This window comes from Mesorhizobium sp. LMG 17147, assembly GCF_024297145.1.
Lineage (GTDB): Bacteria > Pseudomonadota > Alphaproteobacteria > Rhizobiales > Rhizobiaceae > Mesorhizobium.
In genome coordinates this window covers 16,714-38,724 of record NZ_JANCTC010000027.1, presented here as the reverse complement: position 1 = coordinate 38,724, position 22,011 = coordinate 16,714, and the positions used below count along the sequence as shown (strand labels likewise).

The following is a 22,011-nucleotide window of genomic DNA, read 5'->3' as shown; positions in this document are numbered from 1 at the left end:
ATCTCGATCAGACACGTGGCGCAATGACCAACAGACGCCTTTCCAACAGCACGCTGACGGCACTGCCGGCTTCGGTCGCGGTTCCGCGCTACGCCCGCGGCGGCATCGCACCGGGCATCGTCCATCTCGGCGTCGGTGCGTTCCATCGCGCCCATCAGGCGGCCTATGTCGACGACTGCCTGGCGGCGGGAGAAGCGGACTGGGGCATTGTCGGCGTGTCCTTGCGCAGTCCGGACACGCGCGACGCCCTGGCGCCGCAGGATGGCCTCTACACGCTGGCGATCAGGAGCAGCATCGGCGAAGAGCTGCGCGTCGTCGGTTCGATCCTGTCGATGCTGGTGGCGCCGGAAGATCCGGCTGCGGTGCTCGCCGCTCTGACGGATCAGCGCACCCGCATCGTTACGCTCACGATCACCGAAAAGGCTTATCTGAGAGCAGCCGGCGGCGGTCTGGACAGCACCCATCCGGACATCGTCCATGATTTGGCTAACCCGCAAATGCCACGGACGGCGCATGGTTTTCTCACCGAAGCGCTGTTGCGCCGCCGTTTCGCCGGCATCAAGCCTTTCACCGTGCTCTGCTGCGACAACCTTCCGGCCAATGGCGCCACGCTGCACCGCCTGCTGGTCGAATTCGCAGCACTGCGCGATCCCGGCCTTGCCGGGCACATAGCCGACGGCGTCGCCTTCCCGTCAAGCATGGTCGACCGCATCGTGCCGGCGACCACCGATGCCGACCGGGCGCGTATCGCCGTCGAGCTCGGCATCGAGGATGCCTGGCCGGTGATGACCGAGCCGTTCTGCCAGTGGGTGGTCGAGGATGATTTCCCGGCAGGCAGGCCGGTCTGGGAAAAGTTCGGCGTCACCATGGTCGGCGACGTCGGGCCCTTCGAGGACATGAAGCTGCGGCTGCTCAACGGTTCGCATTCGGCAATCGCCTATCTCGGCCTGCTCAGCGGCTACGACACGGTCGACCGCGCCTTTGCCGATCCGGCGATCCGGCAATTCGTCGACGGACTATGGGCCGAGGCCATCCCGACACTTCCGCAGGACGCCGGGCTCGATACGGCCGGCTACACGGCCCAGCTCGCCGAGCGCTATTCGAACACCGCGCTCGCCCATCGCACGGCGCAGATCGCCAATGACGGCAGCCAGAAGCTGCCGCAGCGCATAGTCGCCTCGGCCCTCGATCGACTGAGCGCCGGTGACCCGCCCGCGCATCTCATGCTGGTGGTGGCGGCCTGGATCGCCGCTTGCGAGGCGCGCGGCAAAACCTTGCCGGAAGCCCATTTTACCGACCCGATCGACACTCCGCTCACGGCGCTCGGCAGCCGGCCGGCTGATGAAACGGTGACAGCGATATTCGATCTCGCCGGCTTCGCCAAAGACCATTCCCACCGCATGACACTGATCGATCTGACAGCAGCCCATCTCGAGCGCCTGCGGCGGGGCGGACCTGCCGCTGCCTTCGCGGCGCTTGGCGTACGGAGTGAGAAGCCATGAGACAAACCTGGCGCTGGTTCGGGCCAGACGATCCGGTGACGCTTGCTCATGTCCGTCAAGCCGGCGCCGTCGGCATCGTCAGTGCGCTGCATCACCTCAATGACGGCCGCGCCTGGCCGGCGGACGAGATCGTCAGGCGCAAGGCCGACATCGAGGCAGCGGGCCTGACCTGGGATGTGGTCGAAAGCATTGTCGTCCATGAGGACATCAAGACCCGCAGCGGCAACTGGCGCACCCTGATCGACAATTACAAGGCGTCGGTCCGCTCCGTCGCCGCCGCCGGGATCAATACCGTCTGCTATAATTTCATGGCGATCACCGACTGGACGCGCACAGATCTCGATTATCCCATGCCGCATGGCGGCACGGCGCTGCGCTTCGATGTCGTCGAGCTCTGCGCCTATGACGTCTTCATCCTTGAGCGAGAAGGGGCGGAGGCCGATCACCCGCCGGCCCGCGTCGAGGCCGCGCGTGTGAGACTGCAAGGGATGAGCGACAGCGACAAGGCAAGGCTGGAGCGCAACCTGATCGGCTGGGTGCCGGCGCGCGAATTCATCTTCGATCGGACAAGCTTCCGCCGCGCCCTCGACCTCTACAAGGACGTCTCCACCGAAGGCCTGCGCGAAAACCTGTTTGCCTTCCTGCGCGAGATCGTGCCGGTGGCCGAAGAGGCCGGGGTCAGGATGGCGATCCACCCCGACGATCCACCTTTTTCGCTGTTCGGCCTGCCGCGTATCGTTTCCAATGCCAATGATGCCCGCGCGCTGCTCGACGCCGTAGCTTCGCCGGCCAACGGATTGACGCTGTGCACCGGCTCCTACGGCGCGGGCGCGCAGAACGATCTGCCGACGATGGCCAAGGCCTTCGCCGAAAAAATCCATTTCGCCCATCTGCGCAACGTCACCAAGGAGCCAGACGGCTCCTTCCACGAAGCCGAGCACCTCGACGGCGACACCGACATGGTGGCGGTCGTGTCGGCGCTGATTGGCGAAGAGCGGCGGCGCAAGGCGGCAGGCAGGGCGGACTGGCAGATTCCGATGCGTCCCGACCATGGCCACGCCATCGTCGACGACATCGGCAAGAAGGTGAACCCCGGCTATTCCTGCATCGGCCGCCTGAAGGGCCTCGCCGAACTGCGCGGCGTCATGCGCGCAGTGGAGTCGCTGACAGTTTGAGCTATTTGCCTGAAGGATCCAATATTTGTCGGGAAGAATAGTCGACGCCCTTGGAATTCCAGAACAGCCGCACGGCCTTGCCGACCAGATTTTCATAGGGGACAAAACCCACCAGGAAGCGGCTATCGTTGGAGTTGTCGCGATTGTCCCCCAATGTGAAATACTCTGCCGTAGGCACCACAAACTCGCGTGTGTCGTCGCCGATCGAGTTGCCTAAGTCGATTACCGAATAAGAAATGCCCTCCGGCAGTGTCTCCCGCTGGAGCTTGGCCGACTGTACTTCGCCGGAGGAATAGTCACCGACATCCTCTAGCTTCACTGGCACGCCATCGATGTGGAGCACCCCGCCGACCATCTGAATCCTATCGCCGGGCAAGCCGATGACTCTCTTGACGTAGTCTATGTCCGGTTCAGATGGCAGCCTGAACACCATAATATCTCCTCGCCTTGGCTCGGCGCCGAATATCCGGCCGTCAACAGGCAGCAGTCCAAACGGGACGCTATAGCGGCTGTAGCCGTAGGCGAATTTGGAAACGAAGAAATGATCCCCGTCCGCCAGCGTTGGAACCATGCTGCTGGACGGCATGGAGAACGGCTGGAATAGGAACGCGCGCATCGCAAATGCGGCCGGATACGTGGTCAGAAAGACGAGCACCAGCACCGAAAGCCCGTGCGCGTACCATCTGTCCGGCTTGAACCGGTGCGCGAAGGGAACAACGATCGCTGCCCACAGGGCCATCAAACCGATCCCTGAAAAATTGGCCCACCAACCAAGATCGACGCCAGGCAATACCGGAAAGCCAATGTAAATGAGCGCGAAAACGACGACGCTGATCACCACCAGGCTGACGACGGCCAGTTTGCCGCTGCCGATCCACAGAAAGCCGCCGAACGGACCGCCGAAGGCTGACACCAAGGCCGTCGACCACAGGGATCGCGAAGCTGTTTCTCGTTGCGCTGTTTCTTCCGTCACGGCCACCCCTCAATGCCCAGGCAGCCAGACTGTCCACCAAACAAAAAAGCGGGGCAAGCCCGCTTTTTCAGTCAGTCATTTGAGCGAACCTCAAGCCGGCAGGATGGCGCCTTCGAGCGTGGTGAGTTGGCTAAGGAACTGCTCGGCCTTGCTGCGGGTCTGATCGTCCTTGGCGTCGGCGGCGTCTTCTTTTGCCTCTTGGATGCGGCGGGCAAGGTCGGCGCGGTCGATGTCGCCGACGGCCACAGCCGATTCCGCCAGCAGCGTGCAGCCGGCCGGAACGATGTCGGCAAAGCCGCCGAACACCACATAGCGCTCTTCCTTGCCTTGCGCGGTCTTCAGCGTAACGACGCCCGGCTTGATTGTGGTCATGACCGGGGCGTGATGCGCCATGACAGTCATCTCGCCTTCGGCGCCCGGGATGACGACGGATTCGACTTGCTCGGAAACCAAGAGGCGCTCCGGCGAGACCAGTTCGAATTTGAAAGCTTCAGGCATGATCAATTTAGCGAGTAGGGAATAGGAAACTAGGCAGTAGCAACTGGCCCTAACCGGCCCACATCACGCAGCTGCTATTCCCTAACCACTACCGACTACTCCCTATTCCCTAAATTAAGCCGCTTCGGCCGCCAGGCGCTGTGCCTTCTCGACCGCTTCCTCGATGCCGCCGACCATGTAGAAGGCAGCCTCCGGCAAATGGTCGTAGTCGCCGTTGCAAAGGCCCTTGAAGCCCTTGATGGTGTCGGCGAGGTCGACCAGCTTGCCCGGTGCGCCGGTGAACACTTCGGCGACGAAGAAGGGCTGCGACAGGAAGCGCTCGATCTTGCGGGCGCGGGCAACCGTCTGCTTGTCCTCTTCCGACAGCTCGTCCATGCCCAGGATGGCGATGATGTCCTGCAGCGACTTGTAGCGCTGGAGGATCGACTGCACCTGGCGGGCGACCTGGTAGTGCTCTTCGCCGACAACCATCGGGTCGAGCATGCGCGAAGTCGAATCGAGCGGATCGACGGCGGGATAGATGCCCTTTTCCGAAATCGCGCGGTTGAGCACGGTCGTCGCATCGAGGTGGGCGAACGATGTCGCCGGTGCCGGGTCGGTCAGGTCGTCGGCCGGCACATAGATCGCCTGCACCGAGGTGATCGAGCCCTTGGTCGTCGTGGTAATACGCTCCTGCAGCGCGCCCATGTCGGTGGCCAGCGTCGGCTGGTAGCCCACGGCCGAAGGAATGCGGCCGAGCAGCGCCGACACTTCCGAACCCGCCTGCGTGAAGCGGAAGATGTTGTCGACGAAGAACAGCACGTCCTGGCCCTGGTCGCGGAAATATTCGGCAACCGTCAAGCCGGTCAGGCCGACGCGGGCGCGGGCGCCCGGCGGCTCGTTCATCTGGCCATAGACGAGCGCCGCCTTGGATCCTTCGCCGCCGCCCTTCTTGTTGACGCCGGACTCGATGAACTCGTGATAGAGGTCGTTGCCTTCGCGGGTGCGCTCGCCGACGCCGGCGAACACCGAGAAGCCGCCATGCGCCTTGGCGACGTTGTTGATCAGTTCCTGGATCAGCACCGTCTTGCCGACGCCGGCGCCGCCGAACAGGCCGATCTTGCCGCCGCGGGCATAGGGGGCCAGCAGGTCGAGCACCTTGATGCCGGTGACCAGGATCTGCGCTTCCGTCGACTGCTCGACATAGGTCGGCGCCGGCTGGTGGATCGAGCGCATCTCGATGCCGTCGACTGGGCCTGCCTCGTCGACCGGCTCGCCGATGACGTTAATGATGCGGCCGAGCATGCCCGGGCCGACCGGCACGGTAATCGGTGCACCGGTGTCATAGACGTCCTGGCCGCGGACCAGCCCTTCGGTCGAGTCCATGGCGATGCAGCGCACGGTGTTCTCGCCCAGATGCTGGGCAACCTCGAGCACCAGGCGATTGCCGACGTTGATCGTCTCAAGCGCGTTCAGGATCGCCGGCAGATGTTCGCCGAACTGGACGTCGACAACGGCGCCGATGACCTGCCGAACCTTGCCGGCCAAGCCGGTTTTCTTGATGGTGGCGGCCGGCGTATTCACAGCGGCGGCCTTGGTTGCTGCCGCCTTCTTGGCCGGAGCGGCCTTGCTTGCCGCCGCAGCCTTTGCTGGTGCCGCGGCCTTAGGGGCTGCCGTCTTCGGGGTCGCTGCTTTCGCCATCGTCTTTACCCTTTTCGTCTCTTTGTTTCTCACACGCTTGAGGTCGATGACCTCCTTGCGAGCGTGCCTAGAGCGCCTCGGCGCCCGAAATGATTTCGATCAATTCCTTGGTGATCTGCGCCTGCCGCTGGCGGTTGTAGGTGATCGACAATTTGTTGATCATGTCGCCGGCGTTGCGCGTCGCATTGTCCATGGCGCTCATCTTGGCGCCCATCTCGCCGGCAGCATTCTCGAGCAGCGCGCGAAAAACCTGCACGGAAATGTTGCGCGGGATGAGATCGGAGAGGATTTCGCCCGGCTCCGGCTCGTATTCGTAGACAGCGCTGCCGCCATCCTTCACTTCCGCGGCAGCCGAAGGCGCGCCCGCCGGGATAATTTGCTGCGCGGTCGGGATCTGGCTGATCACCGACTTGAACTGCGAATAGAACAGCGTGCAGATGTCGAAGCCGCCTTCGTTGAACAGGTGGATCACCTTTTTGGCGATGGCATCGGCATTGACGAAGCCCAGCGTCTTGACCTCGCGCAGATCGACACGCTCGATGATCAATGCCCCGTAGTCGCGGCGCAATATGTCGAACCCCTTCTTACCGACGCAGATGATCTTGACCTGCTTGCCGTCGGCCAGAAGCTTGCGGATGTGGTCGCGGGCAAAACGGGCGATCTGCGAATTGAAGCCGCCGCACAGACCACGTTCGGCCGTGCAGACGACAAGCAGATGCACGTCGTCCTTGCCGGTGCCGGTCATTAGCGCCGGGGCATCGCCGCCGCCGCCGATCGCCTGGGTGATGTTGGCCAGCACCGCGCCCATGCGCTCCGAATAGGGACGCGCCGCTTCCGCCGCTTCCTGCGCGCGACGCAGCTTCGCCGCGGCGACCATCTGCATCGCCTTGGTGATCTTCTGCGTCGCCTTGACCGAGGCGATACGGTTACGAAGGTCTTTTAACGAAGGCATGCTTCAAACCTGATCCCGTCCGTCCTGCTCAAGCAAAGGTCTTGGCGAAGGCGTCGATTTCTGCCTTCAGCCTGGCGCGCAGATCGTCGGACAGCGCCTTCTCCTTGCGGATGCCGTCGAGCACGTCCTTGCCGGCCGAGCGCATATGCGACAACAGGCCATGCTCGAACTTGCCGACCTGGTTGATCGCCAGCTTGTCGAGATAGCCGTTGACGCCGGCGAAGATCACCGCGACCTGCTCCTCGACTTTGAGCGGCGAGAATTGCGGCTGCTTCAACAGCTCGGTCAGGCGCGAGCCGCGGTTGAGCAGGCGTTGCGTGGCGGCATCGAGGTCGGAGCCGAACTGCGCGAAAGCAGCCATCTCGCGGTACTGCGCAAGCTCGCCCTTGATCGATCCGGCAACCTGCTTCATCGCCTTGATCTGCGCCGAGGAGCCGACGCGCGACACCGACAGGCCGACATTGACCGCCGGACGGACGCCCTGGAAGAACAGATTGGTTTCCAGGAAGATCTGGCCGTCGGTGATCGAGATGACGTTGGTCGGGATGTAGGCCGAAACGTCGTTGGCCTGCGTCTCGATGATCGGCAGCGCCGTCAGCGAACCGCCGCCATTTTCGTCATTGAGCTTGGCGGCGCGCTCAAGGAGGCGCGAGTGCAGGTAGAAGACGTCGCCCGGATAGGCCTCGCGGCCCGGCGGACGGCGCAGCAGCAGCGACATCTGGCGATAGGCGACGGCTTGCTTCGACAGATCGTCGTAGCTGATCAGCGCATGCATGCCGTTGTCGCGGAAATATTCGCCCATGGTGCAGGCGGTGAACGGCGCCAGGAACTGCATCGGCGCCGGATCGGAGGCGGTCGCGGCGATGATGATCGAATAGTCGAGCGCGCCGCGCTCTTCCAGGACCTTGACGAACTGCGCCACCGTCGAGCGCTTCTGGCCGACGGCGACATAGACGCAGTACAGCTTTTCCTTCTCAGGGCCGTTGTCGTGCACCGATTTCTGGTTGAGCATGGTGTCGAGGATGATCGCGGTCTTGCCGGTCTGGCGGTCGCCGATGACCAGTTCGCGCTGGCCGCGGCCGACCGGGATCAGTGCGTCGATGGCCTTGAGGCCGGTCGACATCGGCTCGTTCACCGATTTGCGCGGGATGATGCCGGGCGCCTTGACGTCGACGCGCTTGCGCTCGGTGGCCTGGATCGGGCCTTTGCCGTCGATCGGGTTGCCGAGCGCGTCGACGACGCGGCCGAGCAAGCCCATGCCGACGGGCGTATCGACGATGGCGCCGGTGCGCTTGACGGTGTCGCCTTCCTTGATGTCGCGGTCAGCGCCGAAGATGACGACGCCGACATTGTCGGCTTCGAGGTTGAGCGCCATGCCGCGGATGCCGCCGGGGAACTCGACCATCTCGCCGGCCTGGACATTGTCGAGACCGTAGACGCGGGCGATACCGTCACCGACAGACAGCACCTGGCCGACTTCGGAGACCTCGGCCTCCTTGCCGAAATTCTTGATCTGGTCTTTCAGAATTGCGGAAATTTCCGCGGCGCGGATGTCCATCAGCCGACCTCTTTCAGTGCAAGCTTGAGCGAATTGAGTTTGGTTTTGAGCGACGTATCGATCTGGCGCGACCCGATCTTAACCACCAGTCCGCCGAGCAGCGACGGATCGACGGTGACCGTGATCGCCACGTCCTTGCCGGCGACGCTTTTCAGCGCCGCTTTCAGCTCGGTTTCCTGGGCAGGCGTCAGCGCATGCGCCGAGGTGACCTCGGCAGCGGTCTCGCCACGGTGTTCGGCGGCGATCTGGCGGAACGCCTTGATCATGCCGGGCACGGCAAACAGCCGGCGATTCTGGGCAACGACGCGCAGGAAATTGCCGGTGAGGCCGGCAATCCCTGCTTTGTCGGCGATCGCGGCGATCGCCTTGGCCTGGTCCTCGCTGGAGAAGACCGGGCTCCTGATCAGCCGCGAAAGGTCAGCGCTGCCTTCGAGCATGGCTTCGAACCTGTTGAGGTCGGCCTCGACGCTCGCGACCGAATTGGTCTGCAGCGCGAGTTCGAACAGCGAACCCGCATAGCGTTCTGCGACACCTGAGATTGGCGATGACGATTGGGCCACGGACCGTCTTTTCTCTTGTCTGACAGGCCGCAGATTGTTGGCGCGAGCAAAAACTCTGGCTAAATCTTTGACCTTACTGCATTTTTCCAAGCACGGAGGCGCGGCTTCCGCTATCCCCGGTCGAAAGTCGATTGCCGTCTAGCACAGGCATTTTCAGACCGCAATGCGTCGTCCGGCATGGTTTTCAGGCACTATTGTCGCATCCGCTGGCGGAGTTCAGCAACCAACCCCGGATTGATCCCTGATTCAGGGCAAAAAGCCGAAGGCGAAGGCAAGCGGCAGCGCCGCCAGCACCAGCTCGACGACGATGGAAGCCCAGTTGAACGGCGTATTGGCGCCGTCCGACATCATCGACAGCAGCCGGCCGAAGGCGGTGAACAGCCAGGAGAAGCCGAGCGCCATGTAGAGCAGCGGCTGCGCCAGGAGGATGCAGCACAGGCTGACGCCGAGATAGAAGCCCGACATCCGGCCGCGCCCCTCAGCGATCGCCGCTGCCTTCTCCGGTCTGACCTGCAGCCGCAGGATGCGGAATGCCAGCTGTGGCGCCAGGAATAGCAATAGGCCGAGCAATAAGGTCGCGACCGCGCTCGACCATGCCAGCCACTCGCCCTGGCTCATCGGCCATGGAAACGCAAATTCCATCTTGTCCCCTCGTAAATGCATAGTCGAAATTTCGGACATTCTAGCGAAGCAACTGACATGCGCCAGATGGCCGTCGGCAATATGCAGGGCGCGTCAGCCCAACGCGCGCGCCGTTGTCTCGACCGGGCTAACAGGATGTTACACGACCGGCTGTTTTTTTCTGCACAATTCCTATTTGTGGCTACATGAGACCACAAGGGGTTCCGCGCATGAAGACGATGCAACTACGAGAGGCAAAGGCCAGCCTTTCCGCGCTCGTGGAGGCTGCTGAGAACGGTGAGCCCACGGTTATCACCAAGCACGGCAAGCCCGCAGTCATGGTGGTGTCAATCGGTGAGGGACGGAAACTTTATCCGCAGAACAGCCAAAAAGACTTCGTGGATTTCCTGCTTCGGTATCCAGGCGGCATCGAGCTTGAGCGAAACGAATCGCCGTCGCGGTAAGTGGAGTTTTGACCGGCTGTCTGCTTGATAAGTCTTTTCTCTCGGCATTTGCACCTGGTCGGCCTCTGCTTCCGTCACACGTGCAGAACTGGCTTGCCGAACAACGAGAACGCGGCTCTTGGCAGCTCTCGTCGATAGTTATCTTGCGAAACTGAAGCGGGCGGGCGGACATATGAAGGCAGAGCGCATCAATGAGTGGTTCGAAAGGTTGCTTCTGGAGTTCAACCAGCGCATCCTTCCCATCGACTTAGCTATCGCGCGAGAAGCTGGAAAACTCGAAGACGCCACGATCGCCAGAGGCGCCAATCCGGGTGTGGCGGACGTTCTGATCGCAGCTACTGCCCGTTTGCACGGCCTGTCAGTTTTGACGGCCAACACCCGGCATTTTGCGATTCTCGACGTACCTTACCTGAATCCATTCACCGAAGGCGTCTCGAAAGGGTAATTCGACAGCTTACAAGAAGCTCTGCGGGTCGATGTCGACCTGGACTCGCACCGAGCCCCTTACCTTCGGTCCCTCGGCCAGCATGGTACGAATGAACCCTTGCATGTCGGCGCGCCGCTCGCCCTGGATCAGCAGGCGAAAGCGATGGCGGCCGCCGATCAATGACAGCGGCGCCTCGGCCGGACCGAGCACGAACAGGCCGGTGGCTTGCGGCGCGGCGCGACGCAGGCCACGGGCGTGCCCTTCGGCTTCGGCCCGTGTCGCCGCGCTGACGATGACGCCGGCGAGCCTGCCGAAGGGCGGCAGCCCCGCCCGCTCACGCTCGGCGATCTCGCGCTCGTAGAAGGCCTCGGCATCGCCGGAGACGATCGCGCGCATCACCGGGTGGTCGGGTTGGAAGGTCTGCAGCAGGCCGAGGCTTTTCTTGCCGGTGCGGCCGGCGCGGCCGGTCACCTGGCTGAGCAGTTGGAAGGTGCGCTCGGCGGCGCGCGGGTCGCCATTGGCAAGGCCGAGATCGGCATCGACCACACCGACCAGCGTCATGTTGGGGAAATTATGGCCCTTGGCGACGAGTTGCGTGCCGATGACGATGTCGGCCTCGCCATTGGCGATGGCTTCAAGCTCGAGCCGCAGCCGTCGCACGCCGCCCATCAGGTCGGACGACAAGACGATGGTGCGGGCATCGGGGAAATGCGCGACGACCTCCTCGGCGATGCGCTCGACGCCCGGCCCGCAGGCGACCAGATGGTCGAGCGTGCCGCATTCCGGGCAGGCTTCGGGCCGGCGTTCATTGTGCCCGCAGTGGTGGCAGACGAGCTGGCCGCGAAAGCGATGCTCGACCAGCCAGGCCGAGCAGACCGGACAGCCAAAGCGGTGGCCGCAGACCCGGCAGAGCGTCAGCGGCGCATAGCCGCGCCTGTTGAGGAACAGCAGCGACTGTTCCTTTCTCTCCAGCGTCTGCCGCATATGGCCGAGCAGCACCGGCGACAGGAAGCCGCCGCGTGCCGGCGGCGCGCGGCGCATGTCGACCGTCTGGAGATCGGGAAGTGCCGCCTCGGCAAAGCGCGCCGAAAGCACCGCCCTGCTGTAGCGGCCCTGGCTGGCATTGACCCGGCTTTCGACCGACGGTGTCGCCGAAGCGAGCACGACTGGAAAGCCGCCGATATGGCCGCGCACCACGGCCATGTCGCGCGCGTTGTAGAAGACGCGATCCTCCTGCTTGTAGGCGGGATCGTGCTCTTCGTCGACGACGATCAGTCCAAGCTCCCTGAACGGCAGGAACAGCGCCGAGCGCGCGCCGGCAACGACCCGCACGCCGCCTTCCGCCACCTGTCGCCAGACCTTTTCGCGCATTCTTGGCGGCAGGTCCGAGTGCCACTCCGCCGGCTTGGCGCCGAACCGCTCCTGGAAGCGTTCGAGAAAAGCGTGGGTCAGCGCAATTTCCGGCAGCAGGATCAGCACCTGCTTGCCACGATCGAGCGCCGCCGCGACCGCCTCGAAATAGACCTCCGTCTTGCCGGATCCGGTTACACCGTCGAGCAGGGTGACACCGAATGTGCCGGTCGCGACATTGGCGCGCAGCGTCTCGGCGGCATCGCTCTGGTCCGGCATCAGTGAAGGCTGGGCGTAGCCCGGGTCGGGTGCTGCGACTACCGGCCGCGGCGGGATCATCACCGTCTCGAATACGCCCTGCGCCCGCAGCCCGTCCACCACCGTCGACGACACGCCTGCCGCATGCGCCAGGCCGGACCGCGTCCAGGCCAGTCCGCCTTGGGCTGTCTCCAGCACGCGCGTTCTCGCCTCCGTCATCCGGTCGGGTCTGGCGAAGGTGCGCTGCAGCCCTTCGATCCACGGCTCCGGATCGAACGCCTCTGGCGCCCTGAGCAGCATGCGCGCCACCATGCCGGGCGGCGACAGCGTGTACTGCGCCACCCAATCGACAAAACGCCGCATCGCGCGGTCGATCGGCGGGCAGTCGAAAACCTGCTCGATCGGCCGCAATTTCTTCGCGTCGACCTTTTCGACGACGCCGTCCCAGACGATGCCGGCGACCTGGCGGGGCCCAAGCGGAACGCGCACTATCGAGCCCGGCACCACGCGCATGCCAGCCGGCACGGCATAGGTGTAGGGGCGCTCGGCGGGCATCGGCACCAGCACCGGTGCGGCCGCGACAAAGGGCGAATCTTCGATCATGAGGCGTGACCTTGCCCCGACTTTGGTCTAGATCAAAGTCCGACCCCAAATGTGCATGACGTGCACATGAAAAATCTTCAGGAGACCGCCATGAAATTTTTTGTCGACACCGCCGATGTCAAGGAAATCCGCGAGCTGAACGATCTGGGGCTACTCGACGGCGTAACCACCAATCCGTCGCTGATCCTGAAATCCGGCGGCAAGATCGCCGACGTCACAAGAGAGATCTGCGAGATCGTCAAGGGCCCGGTCTCGGCCGAAGTCGTCGCCACCGAATACAAGGACATGATGGCGGAGGCCAAGATCCTGGCCAGGATCGCCGACAATGTCTGCATCAAGGTGCCGCTGACGCTCGACGGCCTGAGAGCCTGCAAGGACATCCGGTCGGACGGCCGCATGGTCAACGTCACGCTGTGCTTCTCGGCCACCCAGGCGCTGCTCGCCGCCAAGGCCGGCGCCTCCTTTATCTCGCCCTTCGTCGGCCGCATCGACGACAGCGGCTGGGACGGCATGGAGCTGATTGCCGATATTCGCACCATCTATGACAATTATGACTTCCAGACTGAAATCCTGACCGCTTCGGTGCGCACCGTGAACCATGTCAAGCAGGCGGCGCTGATCGGCGCCGACGTCATCACCGCGCCGCCGGCAACGCTCAAGGCACTGGTCAAGCACCCGCTGACCGACAAGGGCCTGGAGCTGTTCCTCGCCGACTGGGCAAAGACCGGGCAGAAGATCGGCTGAAGCGACTATCCTGCGAACAAAAAAGGCCGAGCAATCGGCCTTTTTCGCAGATTGCGCACTCTGGAAACACCTAGCTTGCCGCCGGCTTGCCGTGCTTGATCAGATCCTGGGCGATCGACAGCCGCAGCACATCCGCCAGTTCGCGCGCCGCACGGTTCTCGGCGTCGATCTGGGCTCGGTATGACGCGAATTCCTGGCGGGGCCTGTCGTATGACGACGGAATCGAGCGCTCGCCCCTCGCTATGACCGTGCCCGTCTTGGCATCGCTGAGCACATAGTTGGCGGTCAGCGTCACGGTGCCGGCGGTCGGCTCGTCCTCGTCGGTCGTGACCTGCTCGATTGCCGCCGATTCGACGAGTTCGGAGACGCCCAGATCAAGCGAATAGACCGGCGAAGCTGGCTCGCCGGCGCCCTGGCCAAGTGCGAAGATCAAATTGTTGCGGACCTGCTGGGCGTAGCGGGTCTTGACCGGCTTGACGGAGATCGATGCCAGCTCGGCAGCAGCGCCGACCTGCGAGCCGGCGACCAGCGGCGCGCTCGAATAGAGCGGCCGCACCGTGCAGGCGGAAACCAGCGCCACCGAGGCGAGCAGCCCGCAAAGCACGATGCGGCGCACCGTCAGCTCTGTCTTTCGCGGCTTAGGCAACGACATTGACGATCCTCTGCGGCACGATGATCACCTTGCGCGGCGCCTTACCTTCGAGCGCTTTCTGAACGAAGTCGAGAGCCAGAACCGCCTTTTCGACCGCACCTTGATCCGCGTCGCGGGCAATTGTCAAATCGCCGCGTTTCTTGCCGTTGACCTGCACCGGCAGCACGATCTCGGCGTCGACGACAAGCGAGGGATCGTAGTCCGGCCAGGGCCGTTCGGCGACAAGGTCGGTGCCGCCGAGCGTCTGCCAGCACTCCTCTGCCAGATGCGGCATGACCGGCGCGATCAGGTGCACCAGGATCTCGACGGCCTCACGGCAGGCCGCTTGCAGCGCCGGACCGGCTTTGCCCTCTGCCGCCTCGTTGAGCGGTACGGTCAAGGCATTGGCGAGCTCATAGATGCGGGCGATGGCGCGGTTGAAGGCGAGCTTTTCGATGTCCTCGCCGACCGATTTCAAGATCTTGTGCGCGGCCTTGGACACTGTCCCGGCCTCGCCGTCCTTCGCCGCCTCTGGCCGGACTCCGGCGAGCGATTCGGCAGCCGTCGACACCAGGCGCCAGATGCGCTGGATGAAGCGATGCGCGCCGGCCGCACCCTCGTCGGTCCATTCGACATCGCGCTCGGGCGGCGAGTCCGACAGCATGAACCAGCGCGCCGTATCGGCGCCGTAGCCGTCGGTGATCTCTTCCGGGCTCACCGTATTCTTCTTCGACTTCGACATTTTTTCGAGCGGACCGATCACCGCCTCTTCGCCGGTGGCGATTTCGAAGGCGCGGCGCTTGCCGTCGGCGTCTTCCAGCCTGACCTCGCTGGGCGCAAGCCAGCGGCCGTTCGAGGCGCCGCCAACCCGATAGGTCTCGTGCACCACCATGCCTTGCGTGAACAGGCCCCTGAACGGCTCGGCCAGATCGACATGGCCGGTCTCGCGCATGGCGCGGGTGAAAAAGCGCGAATAGAGCAAATGCAGGATCGCATGCTCGATGCCGCCAATATACTGGTCGACCGGCAGCCATTCAGTCGCGGCCTTGGGATCGGTCGGATCGTTTGCCCAGGGCGCCGTGAAGCGCGCGAAATACCACGAAGAATCGACGAACGTGTCCATCGTGTCGGTTTCGCGCCGCGCGTCCTTGCCGCAACGCGGGCATTTGACGTGCCGCCATGTCGGATGGCGATCGAGCGGATTGCCCGGCCGGTCGAACTCGATATCATCCGGCAGCCTGACCGGCAGGTCGGCTTTCGGCACCGGCACCACGCCGCAATCCTCGCAATGGATCATCGGGATCGGGCAGCCCCAATAGCGCTGGCGCGAAATGCCCCAGTCGCGCAGGCGGAAGTTCACCTTGCGCTCGGCCATCGGCCGGTTGCCGATGGTCTTTTGTTCCAGCAGCTTCGCCACCTCGTCGAACGCCTGATCCGGCTTCATGCCGTCGAGGAAGCGCGAATTGATCATCACGCCGTCGCCGACATAGGCCTCATCGATGACCTGGAAGCTTCCTTGATTCTCGCCTTCCGGCATCACCACCGGAATGACCGGCAGGCCGTATCTGTTGGCGAAGTCGAGGTCGCGCTGGTCACCGGACGGGCAGCCGAAGATGGCGCCGGTGCCGTAGTCCATCAGCACGAAATTGGCGACGTAGACGGGCAGCGTCCACTTCTCGTCGAACGGATGGACGACGCGAATGCCGGTATCGAAGCCCTTCTTCTCGGCCGTCTCCAGGGCCGCCACCGAGGTGCCCATATGGCGGACCTCGTCGATGAACTTTGCCAGCGCCGGATTGTCTTCGGCGGCCTTTTTGGCCAGCGGATGGTCGGCGGCAATCGCCATGAAGGAGGCGCCGAAGATGGTGTCGGGCCTTGTCGTATAGATTTCGAGCTCATGCTCGCCGGCGACTGTCTTGGCCAGCGGCCAGCGGATCAGCAGCCCTTCCGAACGGCCGATCCAGTTCGCCTGCATCAGCTTCACTTTTTCCGGCCAGTCGTCGAGTTGATCGAGCGAATCCAGCAGGTCCTGCGCGTAGTCGGTGATCTTGAAGAACCACTGCGTCAGCTCGCGCTGTTCCACCAGCGCGCCCGAGCGCCAGCCGCGTCCGTCGATGACCTGCTCGTTGGCAAGCACCGTCATGTCCTCCGGATCCCAGTTGACCTTGGAGGATTTGCGCGTCACCAGCCCCTTCTCGACGAAATCGAGGAACAGCATCTGCTGGCGGTGATAGTAATCGACATCGCAGGTGGCGAACTCGCGCGCCCAATCGAGCGACAGGCCCATGACCTTGAGTTGCTCGCGCATGGCGGCGATGTTCTGATAGGTCCAGTCCTTGGGATGGACCTTGTTCTGCATCGCCGCGTTTTCGGCTGGCATGCCAAAGGCGTCCCAGCCCATCGGGTGCAGCACGTTGAACCCCTTGGCCCGCTTGTAGCGCGCCACCACGTCGCCCATCGTATAGTTCCGCGTATGGCCGATATGGATGCGCCCCGACGGATAGGGGAACATCTCCAGCACGTAATATTTCGGGCGCGGGTCGTCATTGTCGGCTTCGAACAGCTTCTTGGCGTCCCAGGCCTTCTGCCATTTGGGCTCTGACGCGCGCGGATTGTATCGTTCGGTTGCCATCGGGTGTTTTTCACTTAAAAGCATGCGCGAGCCGCCGGACAATGCCCGGGCGGCTCAGGAAATGTCGTCGCGGTGTTCACCATGGATTGCCGGACCCGTCAACTGCGGCGATCCGGCGAAAAGCCAAACACAGGCAGGATATAGGCATGGCGAGCGCCGTCGAACAGCTTTTCACGGTCAAGGCAAGGATCGCTGCCGCCGAGCGCGAGGCAGGACGCGACGCCGGAGCGGTGGCGCTGGTCGCGGCCTCGAAAACCTTCGACGCCGCCGATATCCGCCCCGTCATCGAGGCCGGCCAGCGCGTCTTCGGCGAAAACCGGGTCCAGGAAGCACAAGCCAAATGGCCGGTGCTGAAACATGACTTCCCCGACATCGAGCTGCATCTGATCGGTCCTCTGCAATCGAACAAGGCGAAGGAAGCTGTCGCGCTGTTCGACGTCATCGAAACCGTCGACCGTGAAAAGATCGCCGCCGAACTCGCCAAGGAGATCGCCAGGCAAGGCCGGTCACCAAGGCTGTATGTCCAGGTCAACACCGGCTCCGAGCCGCAAAAGGCCGGCATCGAGCCGCGCGAGGCTGTCGCCTTCGTGGCCCGCTGCCGCTCGGTTCACGGCCTCGCCATCGAAGGGCTGATGTGCATTCCGCCGGCCGGCGAGAACCCCGGTCCGCATTTCGCGCTGCTGGAAAAGCTTGGGCTTGAGGCCGGCGTCGACAAGTTCTCCATGGGCATGTCCGGCGACTACGAAACCGCGATCGCCTTCGGCGCGACCAGTGTCAGGGTTGGATCGGCGATTTTCGGCGCCAGATGAGGCGCAGCCGGCCTTAGGCCACAGGCTGACATCGACTAAGCCAGTGTATAGAAACGGAACGTTTCGTTCCTATATGGGTCGAGTTATTCTCAACCCGTCTGGAGCCACCATGCGCTACAATCAACTTGGAAATACGGGGATGTTCGTCTCCGAACTTTGCCTCGGCACGATGACGTTCGGCGCGGCCGGCGAGAACGCCCAATGGGGCCTGATCGCCAGCCTCGACCAGAAGGGCGTTGACGAGATCGTTGCCCGCTCGCTCGCCGCCGGCGTCAATTTCTTCGACACGGCGGATGTCTATTCCTTTGGTGCCTCGGAACGGCTTCTCGGCCAGTCGCTCAGGAACCTTGGCGTCAACCGGCAGGACGTGATCATCGCCACCAAGGTTCATGGCGCCATGGGCGGAGGCCCGAACCAGCGTGGTTCCTCGCGCGGCCACATCATGGATTCGGTCGAAGGCAGCCTCCAACGGCTGCAGCTGGATCATATCGATCTCTACCAGCTGCACGGCACCGACACGGTGACGCCGATCGACGAAACGCTGCGGGCGCTCGACGACCTGGTTGCCGCCGGCAAGGTCCGCTATGTCGGCGTCTCGAACTGGCAGGCCTGGCGCATCGCCAAGGCGCTGGGTATTGCCGAGCGCAAAGGCTTTGCCCGCTTCGAGACCGTGCAGTCGTATTATTCGATCGCCGGCCGCGATCTCGAGCGCGAGATCGTGCCGCTGCTCAGCGAGGAGAAGCTCGGGCTGATGGTCTGGTCGCCGATGGCTGGCGGCTTGCTCTCCGGCAAATACGGACCGGGCGCCCCCGGCAATGGCGAGGGCCGCCGCGCCAGCTTCAATTTCCCGCCGGTCAATGAGGACCGTGCCTGGGCAGCAGTCGCCGTTATGCGCGAGATCGCCGCCAAGCACGGCGTCAGCGTCGCTACGGTGGCGCTCGGCTATGTCCTGGCCAAGCCATTCGTGATGAGCGTCATCATCGGCGCCAGCCGCATGGAGCAGCTGGAACAGAACCTTGCAGCCACCGAGTTGCAGCTCGATGCCGATGATCTTGTTCGCCTCGACGAAGTCAGTGCCCTGCCCGCCGAATACCCGGGCTGGATGCTGGAGCGTCAGGCGGTCGGCCGGCGCCCGGCGCCCTTTGTGCCGAAAAAGTAACTCAATCTTACCTCCTTGCCTTCGTTGCTTCGGGAGCCGGCAGGCTCCCGATCGTTTTGAGCTCAGTTCAGCCGGACAGTCTCGACCAAAAAGTCCAAAAAGGCCCGCACCCGCGCCGGCAGATGCTTGCCTTGGCCGACATAGACGGCGTGGGTGAGTTCCTCGTCGCCGGGGTTGAACTCTTCCAGCAGCGGCAGGAGTCGGCCGGCGGCAATGTCGGCCTCCACATGCCAGCTTGCCAGCCGGGCGATGCCCGCCCCCGAGAGCGCCATCAGCCGCATCGCCTCGCCGTCGCTGACCAGCGTATTTCCGGCGATCGACAGGGTGATCGGCTTGCCGGCCGCATCGATAAAAGGCCAGCCCTCGAGGTGGCGTACGAAACGGAAGCCCATGCGGTTGTGACGATCGAGATCGGCGGGCGTCATGGGCGTGCCACGCGCTTCGAGATACGACGGCGCCGCAACGACGACCACCCGGCTGTGCCCGAGCTTGCGCGCCACCAGCCGTGATTCGCCGAGCGGCCCGGCCCGGATGGCGACGTCAGCGCGCTCCTCCATCAGGTCGATGACATCGTCGGTCAACACCAGATCGACCGAGATTTCGGGGTAGCGCTCTAGAAAACGCGGCAAAATCGGGATCAGCCGATGCTGCCCGAAAGGCACGTAGCTGTTGATCCGCAGCCGGCCACGCGGCGCGGCACCCGCCGCCGCCTCGCGCTCGGCCGCTGCCATATCGGCCAGGATACGCACCCCGCTGTCGAAGAAGGCCGCCCCCTCCGGCGTCAGTTGCAGCTTGCGCGTCGAACGGCTGACCAGCCGCGCGCCGAGCCGAGCCTCCAGCCGCGCAATCAGCTTGCTCACCGCCGACGGGGTCATCCGCAATGCACGGGCAGCGGCCGAAAAGCTGCCCGCCTCGACCACGCGGACGAACACTTCGATCTCGCCGGAGCGGTTGATGTCGGGTCTGGCCATTGGTGAATCTATTTCACAGACGATGTGCCCGATGCAAGGCTGGTTCACAGCACATCGCGACACGATCTTCCGAATTGGGGCGTGGGAGGAACACGGCGCCCGTCGTCAAAACTGGTCGTCATCGAAGTGGAACCGCCATGCCCTTTGCTCTTTACGCTCTTGCCGCCGGTGCGTTCGGCATCGGCGTCACCGAATTCGTCATCATGGGCCTCCTGCTCGACGTCAGCACCGATCTCGACGTCTCGATCTCGGCTGCCGGCCAGCTTATTTCCGGCTATGCGCTCGGCGTCGTCATCGGCGCGCCGCTGCTGACGATCGCAACCGGCCGTTGGCCGCGCAAGACCGTGCTTCTGTCGCTGATGGCGATCTTCACGCTGGGCAACCTCGCCTGTGCGCTTGCCCCAGACTACTGGACGCTGATGGGTGCGCGCGTGCTGACCGCCTTCGCCCACGGCACCTTCTTCGGCGTCGGCTCGGTCGTGGCGACCGGGCTGGTGGCGCCCAACAAGAAAGCTTCGGCGATCGCCCTGATGTTCACCGGCCTGACCATCGCCAACATCCTCGGCGTGCCTTTCGGCACTTGGCTCGGCCAGGCCTTCGGCTGGCGCGCGACGTTCTGGGCGGTGACCCTGGTCGGCATCGCCGCCTTCGCCATCATTCTCCTGGTGGTGCCGCGCAGCCGAACAGAACCTGAGAAGAGCAATTTGCGCGCCGATCTCGCGGTGCTCGGCCGCACGCCCGTCCTGCTTGGCTTTGCCACCACCGTGCTTGGCTATGCCGGCGTCTTTGCCGTCTTCACCTACATCGCCCCGTTGCTGACCGAGATCACCGGTTTTGAGGAAGCAGCGGTGTCGCCTATCCTGCTGGTCTTCGGCGGCGGCCTTATCGCCGGCAACATCGCCGGCGGCAAGTTCGCCGACCGCCGGCTGCTACCTTCCGTTCTCGGCAGTCTCGTCGTCCTGGCGCTGGTGCTCGGCACCATGACCTTCGCCCTGCACAGCCAGGTCATGGCCGTTATCTATGTCGGCCTGCTCGGCGCCGCCGCCTTCGCCACCGTGGCGCCACTGCAGATGTGGGTGCTGGAAAAGGCACAAGGCGCCGGCCAGAGCCTCGCCTCGTCCTTCAACATCGCCGCCTTCAACCTCGGCAACGCGGCCGGCGCCTGGCTCGGCGGCGTGGTCATCGCGCACGGTCCCGGCCTCGGCGCCGTCACCTGGGTCGCGGCCCTGTTGCCGCTTTCAGCGCTTGCCGTGGCGGCGTTTGCTCTGCGCCTCGACCGAGACCCTGCCCTCGCCACACCGGAAATCGCGCCGTCATAGAACGGCAAACCTCAACCAATCTTTGAAACAGCCATCCTTCCACACGGAGCAAACCCATGGATTATCGAAATCTTGGCGCATCGGGCCTGAAGGTCCCGGCACTCTCGTTCGGCGCTGGAACCTTCGGCGGTTCAGGCCCGCTGTTCGGCGCCTGGGGCAACAGCGATGCGACGGAAGCACGGCGGCTGGTCGACATCTGCCTAGAGGCCGGCGTCAACCTGTTCGACACCGCCGATGTCTATTCGATTGGCGCTTCCGAACAAGTGCTCGGCGCTGCCATCAAGGGCCGCCGCGACGCCGTGCTGATCTCGACCAAGACCTCGCTGCCGATGGGCGACGGTCCCAACGATGCCGGCTCGTCACGTTCACGCCTGATCAAGGCCGTCGAAGACGCGCTGAAGCGTCTTGGCACCGATTACATCGACCTGCTGCAACTGCACGCCTTTGATGCCGCAACACCGATCGAGGAGGTGCTGTCGACGCTGGACGGTCTTGTGCGCGCCGGCAAGCTGCGTTATGTCGGCGTCTCCAATTTTTCCGGCTGGCAAGTGATGAAGTCACTCGGCCTGGCGGATAGATATGGCTATCCTCGATACGTCGCCCATCAGGTATACTACTCGCTGGTCGGACGCGATTATGAATGGGAGTTGATGCCGCTCGGCCTCGGCCAGGGTGTCGGTGCGCTGGTGTGGAGCCCACTCGGCTGGGGCCGCCTGACCGGCAAGATCCGCCGTGGCCAGAAGCTGCCTGAGAAAAGCCGGCTGCACGACACGGCAAGCTTCGGACCGCCCGTCGAGGATGACCATCTCTATCGGGTCGTCGACGCGCTTGATGTTGTCGCAGAGGAAACCGGCAAGACCATAGCGCAGATCGCCATCAATTGGCTGCTGCAGCGGCCGACCGTCGCCTCCGTCATCATTGGCGCGCGCAACGAGGAGCAGTTGCGCCAGAATCTCGGCGCCGTCGGCTGGTCCTTGACAGCCGAGCAGATGAAGAAGCTCGACACGGCAAGTGAAGTCACCGCACCCTACCCGTATTTTCCCTATCGCCGGCAGGAGGGATTTGCCCGGCTGAACGCGCCCGCAGTCTGACGCTCCATAAGCTGGCGGCGGCTCCCAGGCTGCC

The 22,011-nt window shown here is 63.7% G+C and carries 20 protein-coding genes; 9 read left to right on the top strand and 11 right to left on the bottom strand.

The annotated features are described in order from the left end of the window. Positions 1–23 precede the first annotated feature (23 nt). Positions 24–1,502, top strand: coding sequence for a mannitol dehydrogenase family protein (locus tag NMG46_RS27465; RefSeq protein ID WP_254820458.1), 1,479 nt, complete (start codon positions 24–26; stop codon positions 1,500–1,502). Then, positions 1,499–2,677 (top strand): mannonate dehydratase, encoded by a 1,179-nt coding sequence (uxuA, locus tag NMG46_RS27460; protein ID WP_254820457.1) that lies wholly within the window; start codon positions 1,499–1,501, stop codon positions 2,675–2,677. The genes NMG46_RS27465 and uxuA overlap by 4 nt, the downstream gene beginning before the upstream one ends. A gap of 1 nt (position 2,678) precedes the next feature. On the opposite strand, the gene lepB is transcribed toward uxuA, so the two are convergent. The 7 genes from lepB to NMG46_RS27425 all read right to left on the bottom strand — a co-directional run bounded on the left by lepB (position 2,679) and on the right by NMG46_RS27425 (position 9,540). Beyond that, the gene (gene lepB / locus NMG46_RS29795; RefSeq protein WP_368389325.1) at positions 2,679–3,416 is read right to left on the bottom strand and encodes a signal peptidase I; all 738 of its coding nucleotides are present in this window, start codon (positions 3,414–3,416) and stop codon (positions 2,679–2,681) included. Positions 3,417–3,740: 324 nt separating this feature from the next. Beyond that, a complete protein-coding gene (locus NMG46_RS27450) occupies positions 3,741–4,148 on the bottom strand; it encodes a F0F1 ATP synthase subunit epsilon (RefSeq protein ID WP_254820456.1) in 408 nt (135 codons plus the stop codon). A 114-nt stretch (positions 4,149–4,262) separates the two neighbouring features. After that, positions 4,263–5,828 carry a F0F1 ATP synthase subunit beta gene (gene atpD, locus NMG46_RS27445; protein WP_254820455.1) on the bottom strand — a complete coding sequence of 522 codons (1,566 nt, stop codon included), beginning with the start codon at positions 5,826–5,828 and terminating at the stop codon, positions 4,263–4,265. A 67-nt stretch (positions 5,829–5,895) separates the two neighbouring features. Then, the gene (locus NMG46_RS27440; protein ID WP_254820454.1) at positions 5,896–6,780 is read right to left on the bottom strand and encodes a F0F1 ATP synthase subunit gamma; all 885 of its coding nucleotides are present in this window, start codon (positions 6,778–6,780) and stop codon (positions 5,896–5,898) included. Positions 6,781–6,808: 28 nt separating this feature from the next. Further along, complete coding sequence (gene atpA / locus NMG46_RS27435) at positions 6,809–8,338, bottom strand: F0F1 ATP synthase subunit alpha (RefSeq protein ID WP_254820453.1); 1,530 nt, start codon at positions 8,336–8,338, stop codon at positions 6,809–6,811. Next, positions 8,338–8,898, bottom strand: a complete 561-nt coding sequence (locus NMG46_RS27430) for a F0F1 ATP synthase subunit delta (protein ID WP_254820452.1) — start codon at positions 8,896–8,898, stop codon at positions 8,338–8,340. Before NMG46_RS27430 ends, atpA begins: the two co-directional genes overlap by 1 nt. A 246-nt stretch (positions 8,899–9,144) precedes the next feature. Then, a complete protein-coding gene (locus NMG46_RS27425) occupies positions 9,145–9,540 on the bottom strand; it encodes a DUF4345 family protein (protein WP_023719708.1) in 396 nt (131 codons plus the stop codon). Positions 9,541–9,749: 209 nt separating this feature from the next. Here NMG46_RS27425 and NMG46_RS27420 point away from each other — a divergent pair, with 209 nt between their 5' ends. Next, entirely contained in the window at positions 9,750–9,983 is a 234-nt protein-coding gene (locus NMG46_RS27420; RefSeq protein ID WP_254820451.1) for a type II toxin-antitoxin system Phd/YefM family antitoxin, read from the top strand. A gap of 118 nt (positions 9,984–10,101) precedes the next feature. Beyond that, positions 10,102–10,428, top strand: coding sequence for a PIN domain-containing protein (locus NMG46_RS27415; RefSeq protein ID WP_254820450.1), 327 nt, complete (start codon positions 10,102–10,104; stop codon positions 10,426–10,428). A 9-nt stretch (positions 10,429–10,437) separates the two neighbouring features. Here NMG46_RS27415 and NMG46_RS27410 read toward each other — a convergent pair whose 3' ends face one another. After that, complete coding sequence (locus tag NMG46_RS27410) at positions 10,438–12,621, bottom strand: primosomal protein N' (RefSeq protein WP_254820449.1); 2,184 nt, start codon at positions 12,619–12,621, stop codon at positions 10,438–10,440. A 90-nt stretch (positions 12,622–12,711) separates the two neighbouring features. Between NMG46_RS27410 and fsa the strand changes: the two genes are divergently transcribed. Continuing rightward, positions 12,712–13,365, top strand: a complete 654-nt coding sequence (gene fsa / locus NMG46_RS27405) for a fructose-6-phosphate aldolase (protein WP_023678103.1) — start codon at positions 12,712–12,714, stop codon at positions 13,363–13,365. Between the two features lie 70 nt (positions 13,366–13,435). On the opposite strand, the gene lptE is transcribed toward fsa, so the two are convergent. Beyond that, positions 13,436–14,017, bottom strand: a complete 582-nt coding sequence (gene lptE / locus NMG46_RS27400; protein ID WP_254820448.1) for an LPS assembly lipoprotein LptE — start codon at positions 14,015–14,017, stop codon at positions 13,436–13,438. Then, the gene (leuS, locus tag NMG46_RS27395; protein WP_254820447.1) at positions 14,004–16,628 is read right to left on the bottom strand and encodes a leucine--tRNA ligase; all 2,625 of its coding nucleotides are present in this window, start codon (positions 16,626–16,628) and stop codon (positions 14,004–14,006) included. Before leuS ends, lptE begins: the two co-directional genes overlap by 14 nt. Positions 16,629–16,774: 146 nt before the next feature. On the opposite strand from leuS, the gene NMG46_RS27390 reads away from it, so the two are divergent. Both NMG46_RS27390 and NMG46_RS27385 read left to right on the top strand, forming a co-directional pair. Beyond that, the gene (locus NMG46_RS27390; protein WP_254820446.1) at positions 16,775–17,437 is read left to right on the top strand and encodes a YggS family pyridoxal phosphate-dependent enzyme; all 663 of its coding nucleotides are present in this window, start codon (positions 16,775–16,777) and stop codon (positions 17,435–17,437) included. A gap of 109 nt (positions 17,438–17,546) precedes the next feature. After that, on the top strand, positions 17,547–18,596 hold the full coding sequence (locus NMG46_RS27385; RefSeq protein ID WP_254820445.1) for an aldo/keto reductase: 1,050 nt from the start codon (positions 17,547–17,549) through the stop codon (positions 18,594–18,596). Between the two features lie 62 nt (positions 18,597–18,658). Here NMG46_RS27385 and NMG46_RS27380 read toward each other — a convergent pair whose 3' ends face one another. Further along, positions 18,659–19,567 carry a LysR family transcriptional regulator gene (locus NMG46_RS27380; RefSeq protein WP_254820444.1) on the bottom strand — a complete coding sequence of 303 codons (909 nt, stop codon included), beginning with the start codon at positions 19,565–19,567 and terminating at the stop codon, positions 18,659–18,661. Positions 19,568–19,704: 137 nt separating this feature from the next. On the opposite strand from NMG46_RS27380, the gene NMG46_RS27375 reads away from it, so the two are divergent. Both NMG46_RS27375 and NMG46_RS27370 read left to right on the top strand, forming a co-directional pair. Continuing rightward, entirely contained in the window at positions 19,705–20,886 is a 1,182-nt protein-coding gene (locus NMG46_RS27375; RefSeq protein WP_254820443.1) for an MFS transporter, read from the top strand. A 56-nt stretch (positions 20,887–20,942) separates the two neighbouring features. Then, entirely contained in the window at positions 20,943–21,977 is a 1,035-nt protein-coding gene (locus NMG46_RS27370) for an aldo/keto reductase (protein WP_254820442.1), read from the top strand. The last annotated feature ends 34 nt before the right edge of the window (positions 21,978–22,011 follow it).

Bases quoted from the DNA above. Each gene is read 5' to 3' on its own strand.
- NMG46_RS27465 (WP_254820458.1), top strand. From the start codon at position 24: ATGACCAACAGACGCCTTTCCAACAGCACGCTGACGGCACTGCCGGCT.
- uxuA (WP_254820457.1), top strand. From the start codon at position 1,499: ATGAGACAAACCTGGCGCTGGTTCGGGCCAGACGATCCGGTGACGCTT.
- lepB (WP_368389325.1), bottom strand. From the start codon at position 3,416: ATGGCCCTGTGGGCAGCGATCGTTGTTCCCTTCGCGCACCGGTTCAAG.
- NMG46_RS27450 (WP_254820456.1), bottom strand. From the start codon at position 4,148: ATGCCTGAAGCTTTCAAATTCGAACTGGTCTCGCCGGAGCGCCTCTTG.
- atpD (WP_254820455.1), bottom strand. From the start codon at position 5,828: ATGGCGAAAGCAGCGACCCCGAAGACGGCAGCCCCTAAGGCCGCGGCA.
- NMG46_RS27440 (WP_254820454.1), bottom strand. From the start codon at position 6,780: ATGCCTTCGTTAAAAGACCTTCGTAACCGTATCGCCTCGGTCAAGGCG.
- atpA (WP_254820453.1), bottom strand. From the start codon at position 8,338: ATGGACATCCGCGCCGCGGAAATTTCCGCAATTCTGAAAGACCAGATC.
- NMG46_RS27425 (WP_023719708.1), bottom strand. From the start codon at position 9,540: ATGGAATTTGCGTTTCCATGGCCGATGAGCCAGGGCGAGTGGCTGGCA.
- NMG46_RS27420 (WP_254820451.1), top strand. From the start codon at position 9,750: ATGAAGACGATGCAACTACGAGAGGCAAAGGCCAGCCTTTCCGCGCTC.
- NMG46_RS27410 (WP_254820449.1), bottom strand. From the start codon at position 12,621: ATGATCGAAGATTCGCCCTTTGTCGCGGCCGCACCGGTGCTGGTGCCG.
- fsa (WP_023678103.1), top strand. From the start codon at position 12,712: ATGAAATTTTTTGTCGACACCGCCGATGTCAAGGAAATCCGCGAGCTG.
- lptE (WP_254820448.1), bottom strand. From the start codon at position 14,017: ATGTCGTTGCCTAAGCCGCGAAAGACAGAGCTGACGGTGCGCCGCATC.
- leuS (WP_254820447.1), bottom strand. From the start codon at position 16,628: ATGGCAACCGAACGATACAATCCGCGCGCGTCAGAGCCCAAATGGCAG.
- NMG46_RS27390 (WP_254820446.1), top strand. From the start codon at position 16,775: ATGGCGAGCGCCGTCGAACAGCTTTTCACGGTCAAGGCAAGGATCGCT.
- NMG46_RS27385 (WP_254820445.1), top strand. From the start codon at position 17,547: ATGCGCTACAATCAACTTGGAAATACGGGGATGTTCGTCTCCGAACTT.
- NMG46_RS27380 (WP_254820444.1), bottom strand. From the start codon at position 19,567: ATGGCCAGACCCGACATCAACCGCTCCGGCGAGATCGAAGTGTTCGTC.
- NMG46_RS27375 (WP_254820443.1), top strand. From the start codon at position 19,705: ATGCCCTTTGCTCTTTACGCTCTTGCCGCCGGTGCGTTCGGCATCGGC.
- NMG46_RS27370 (WP_254820442.1), top strand. From the start codon at position 20,943: ATGGATTATCGAAATCTTGGCGCATCGGGCCTGAAGGTCCCGGCACTC.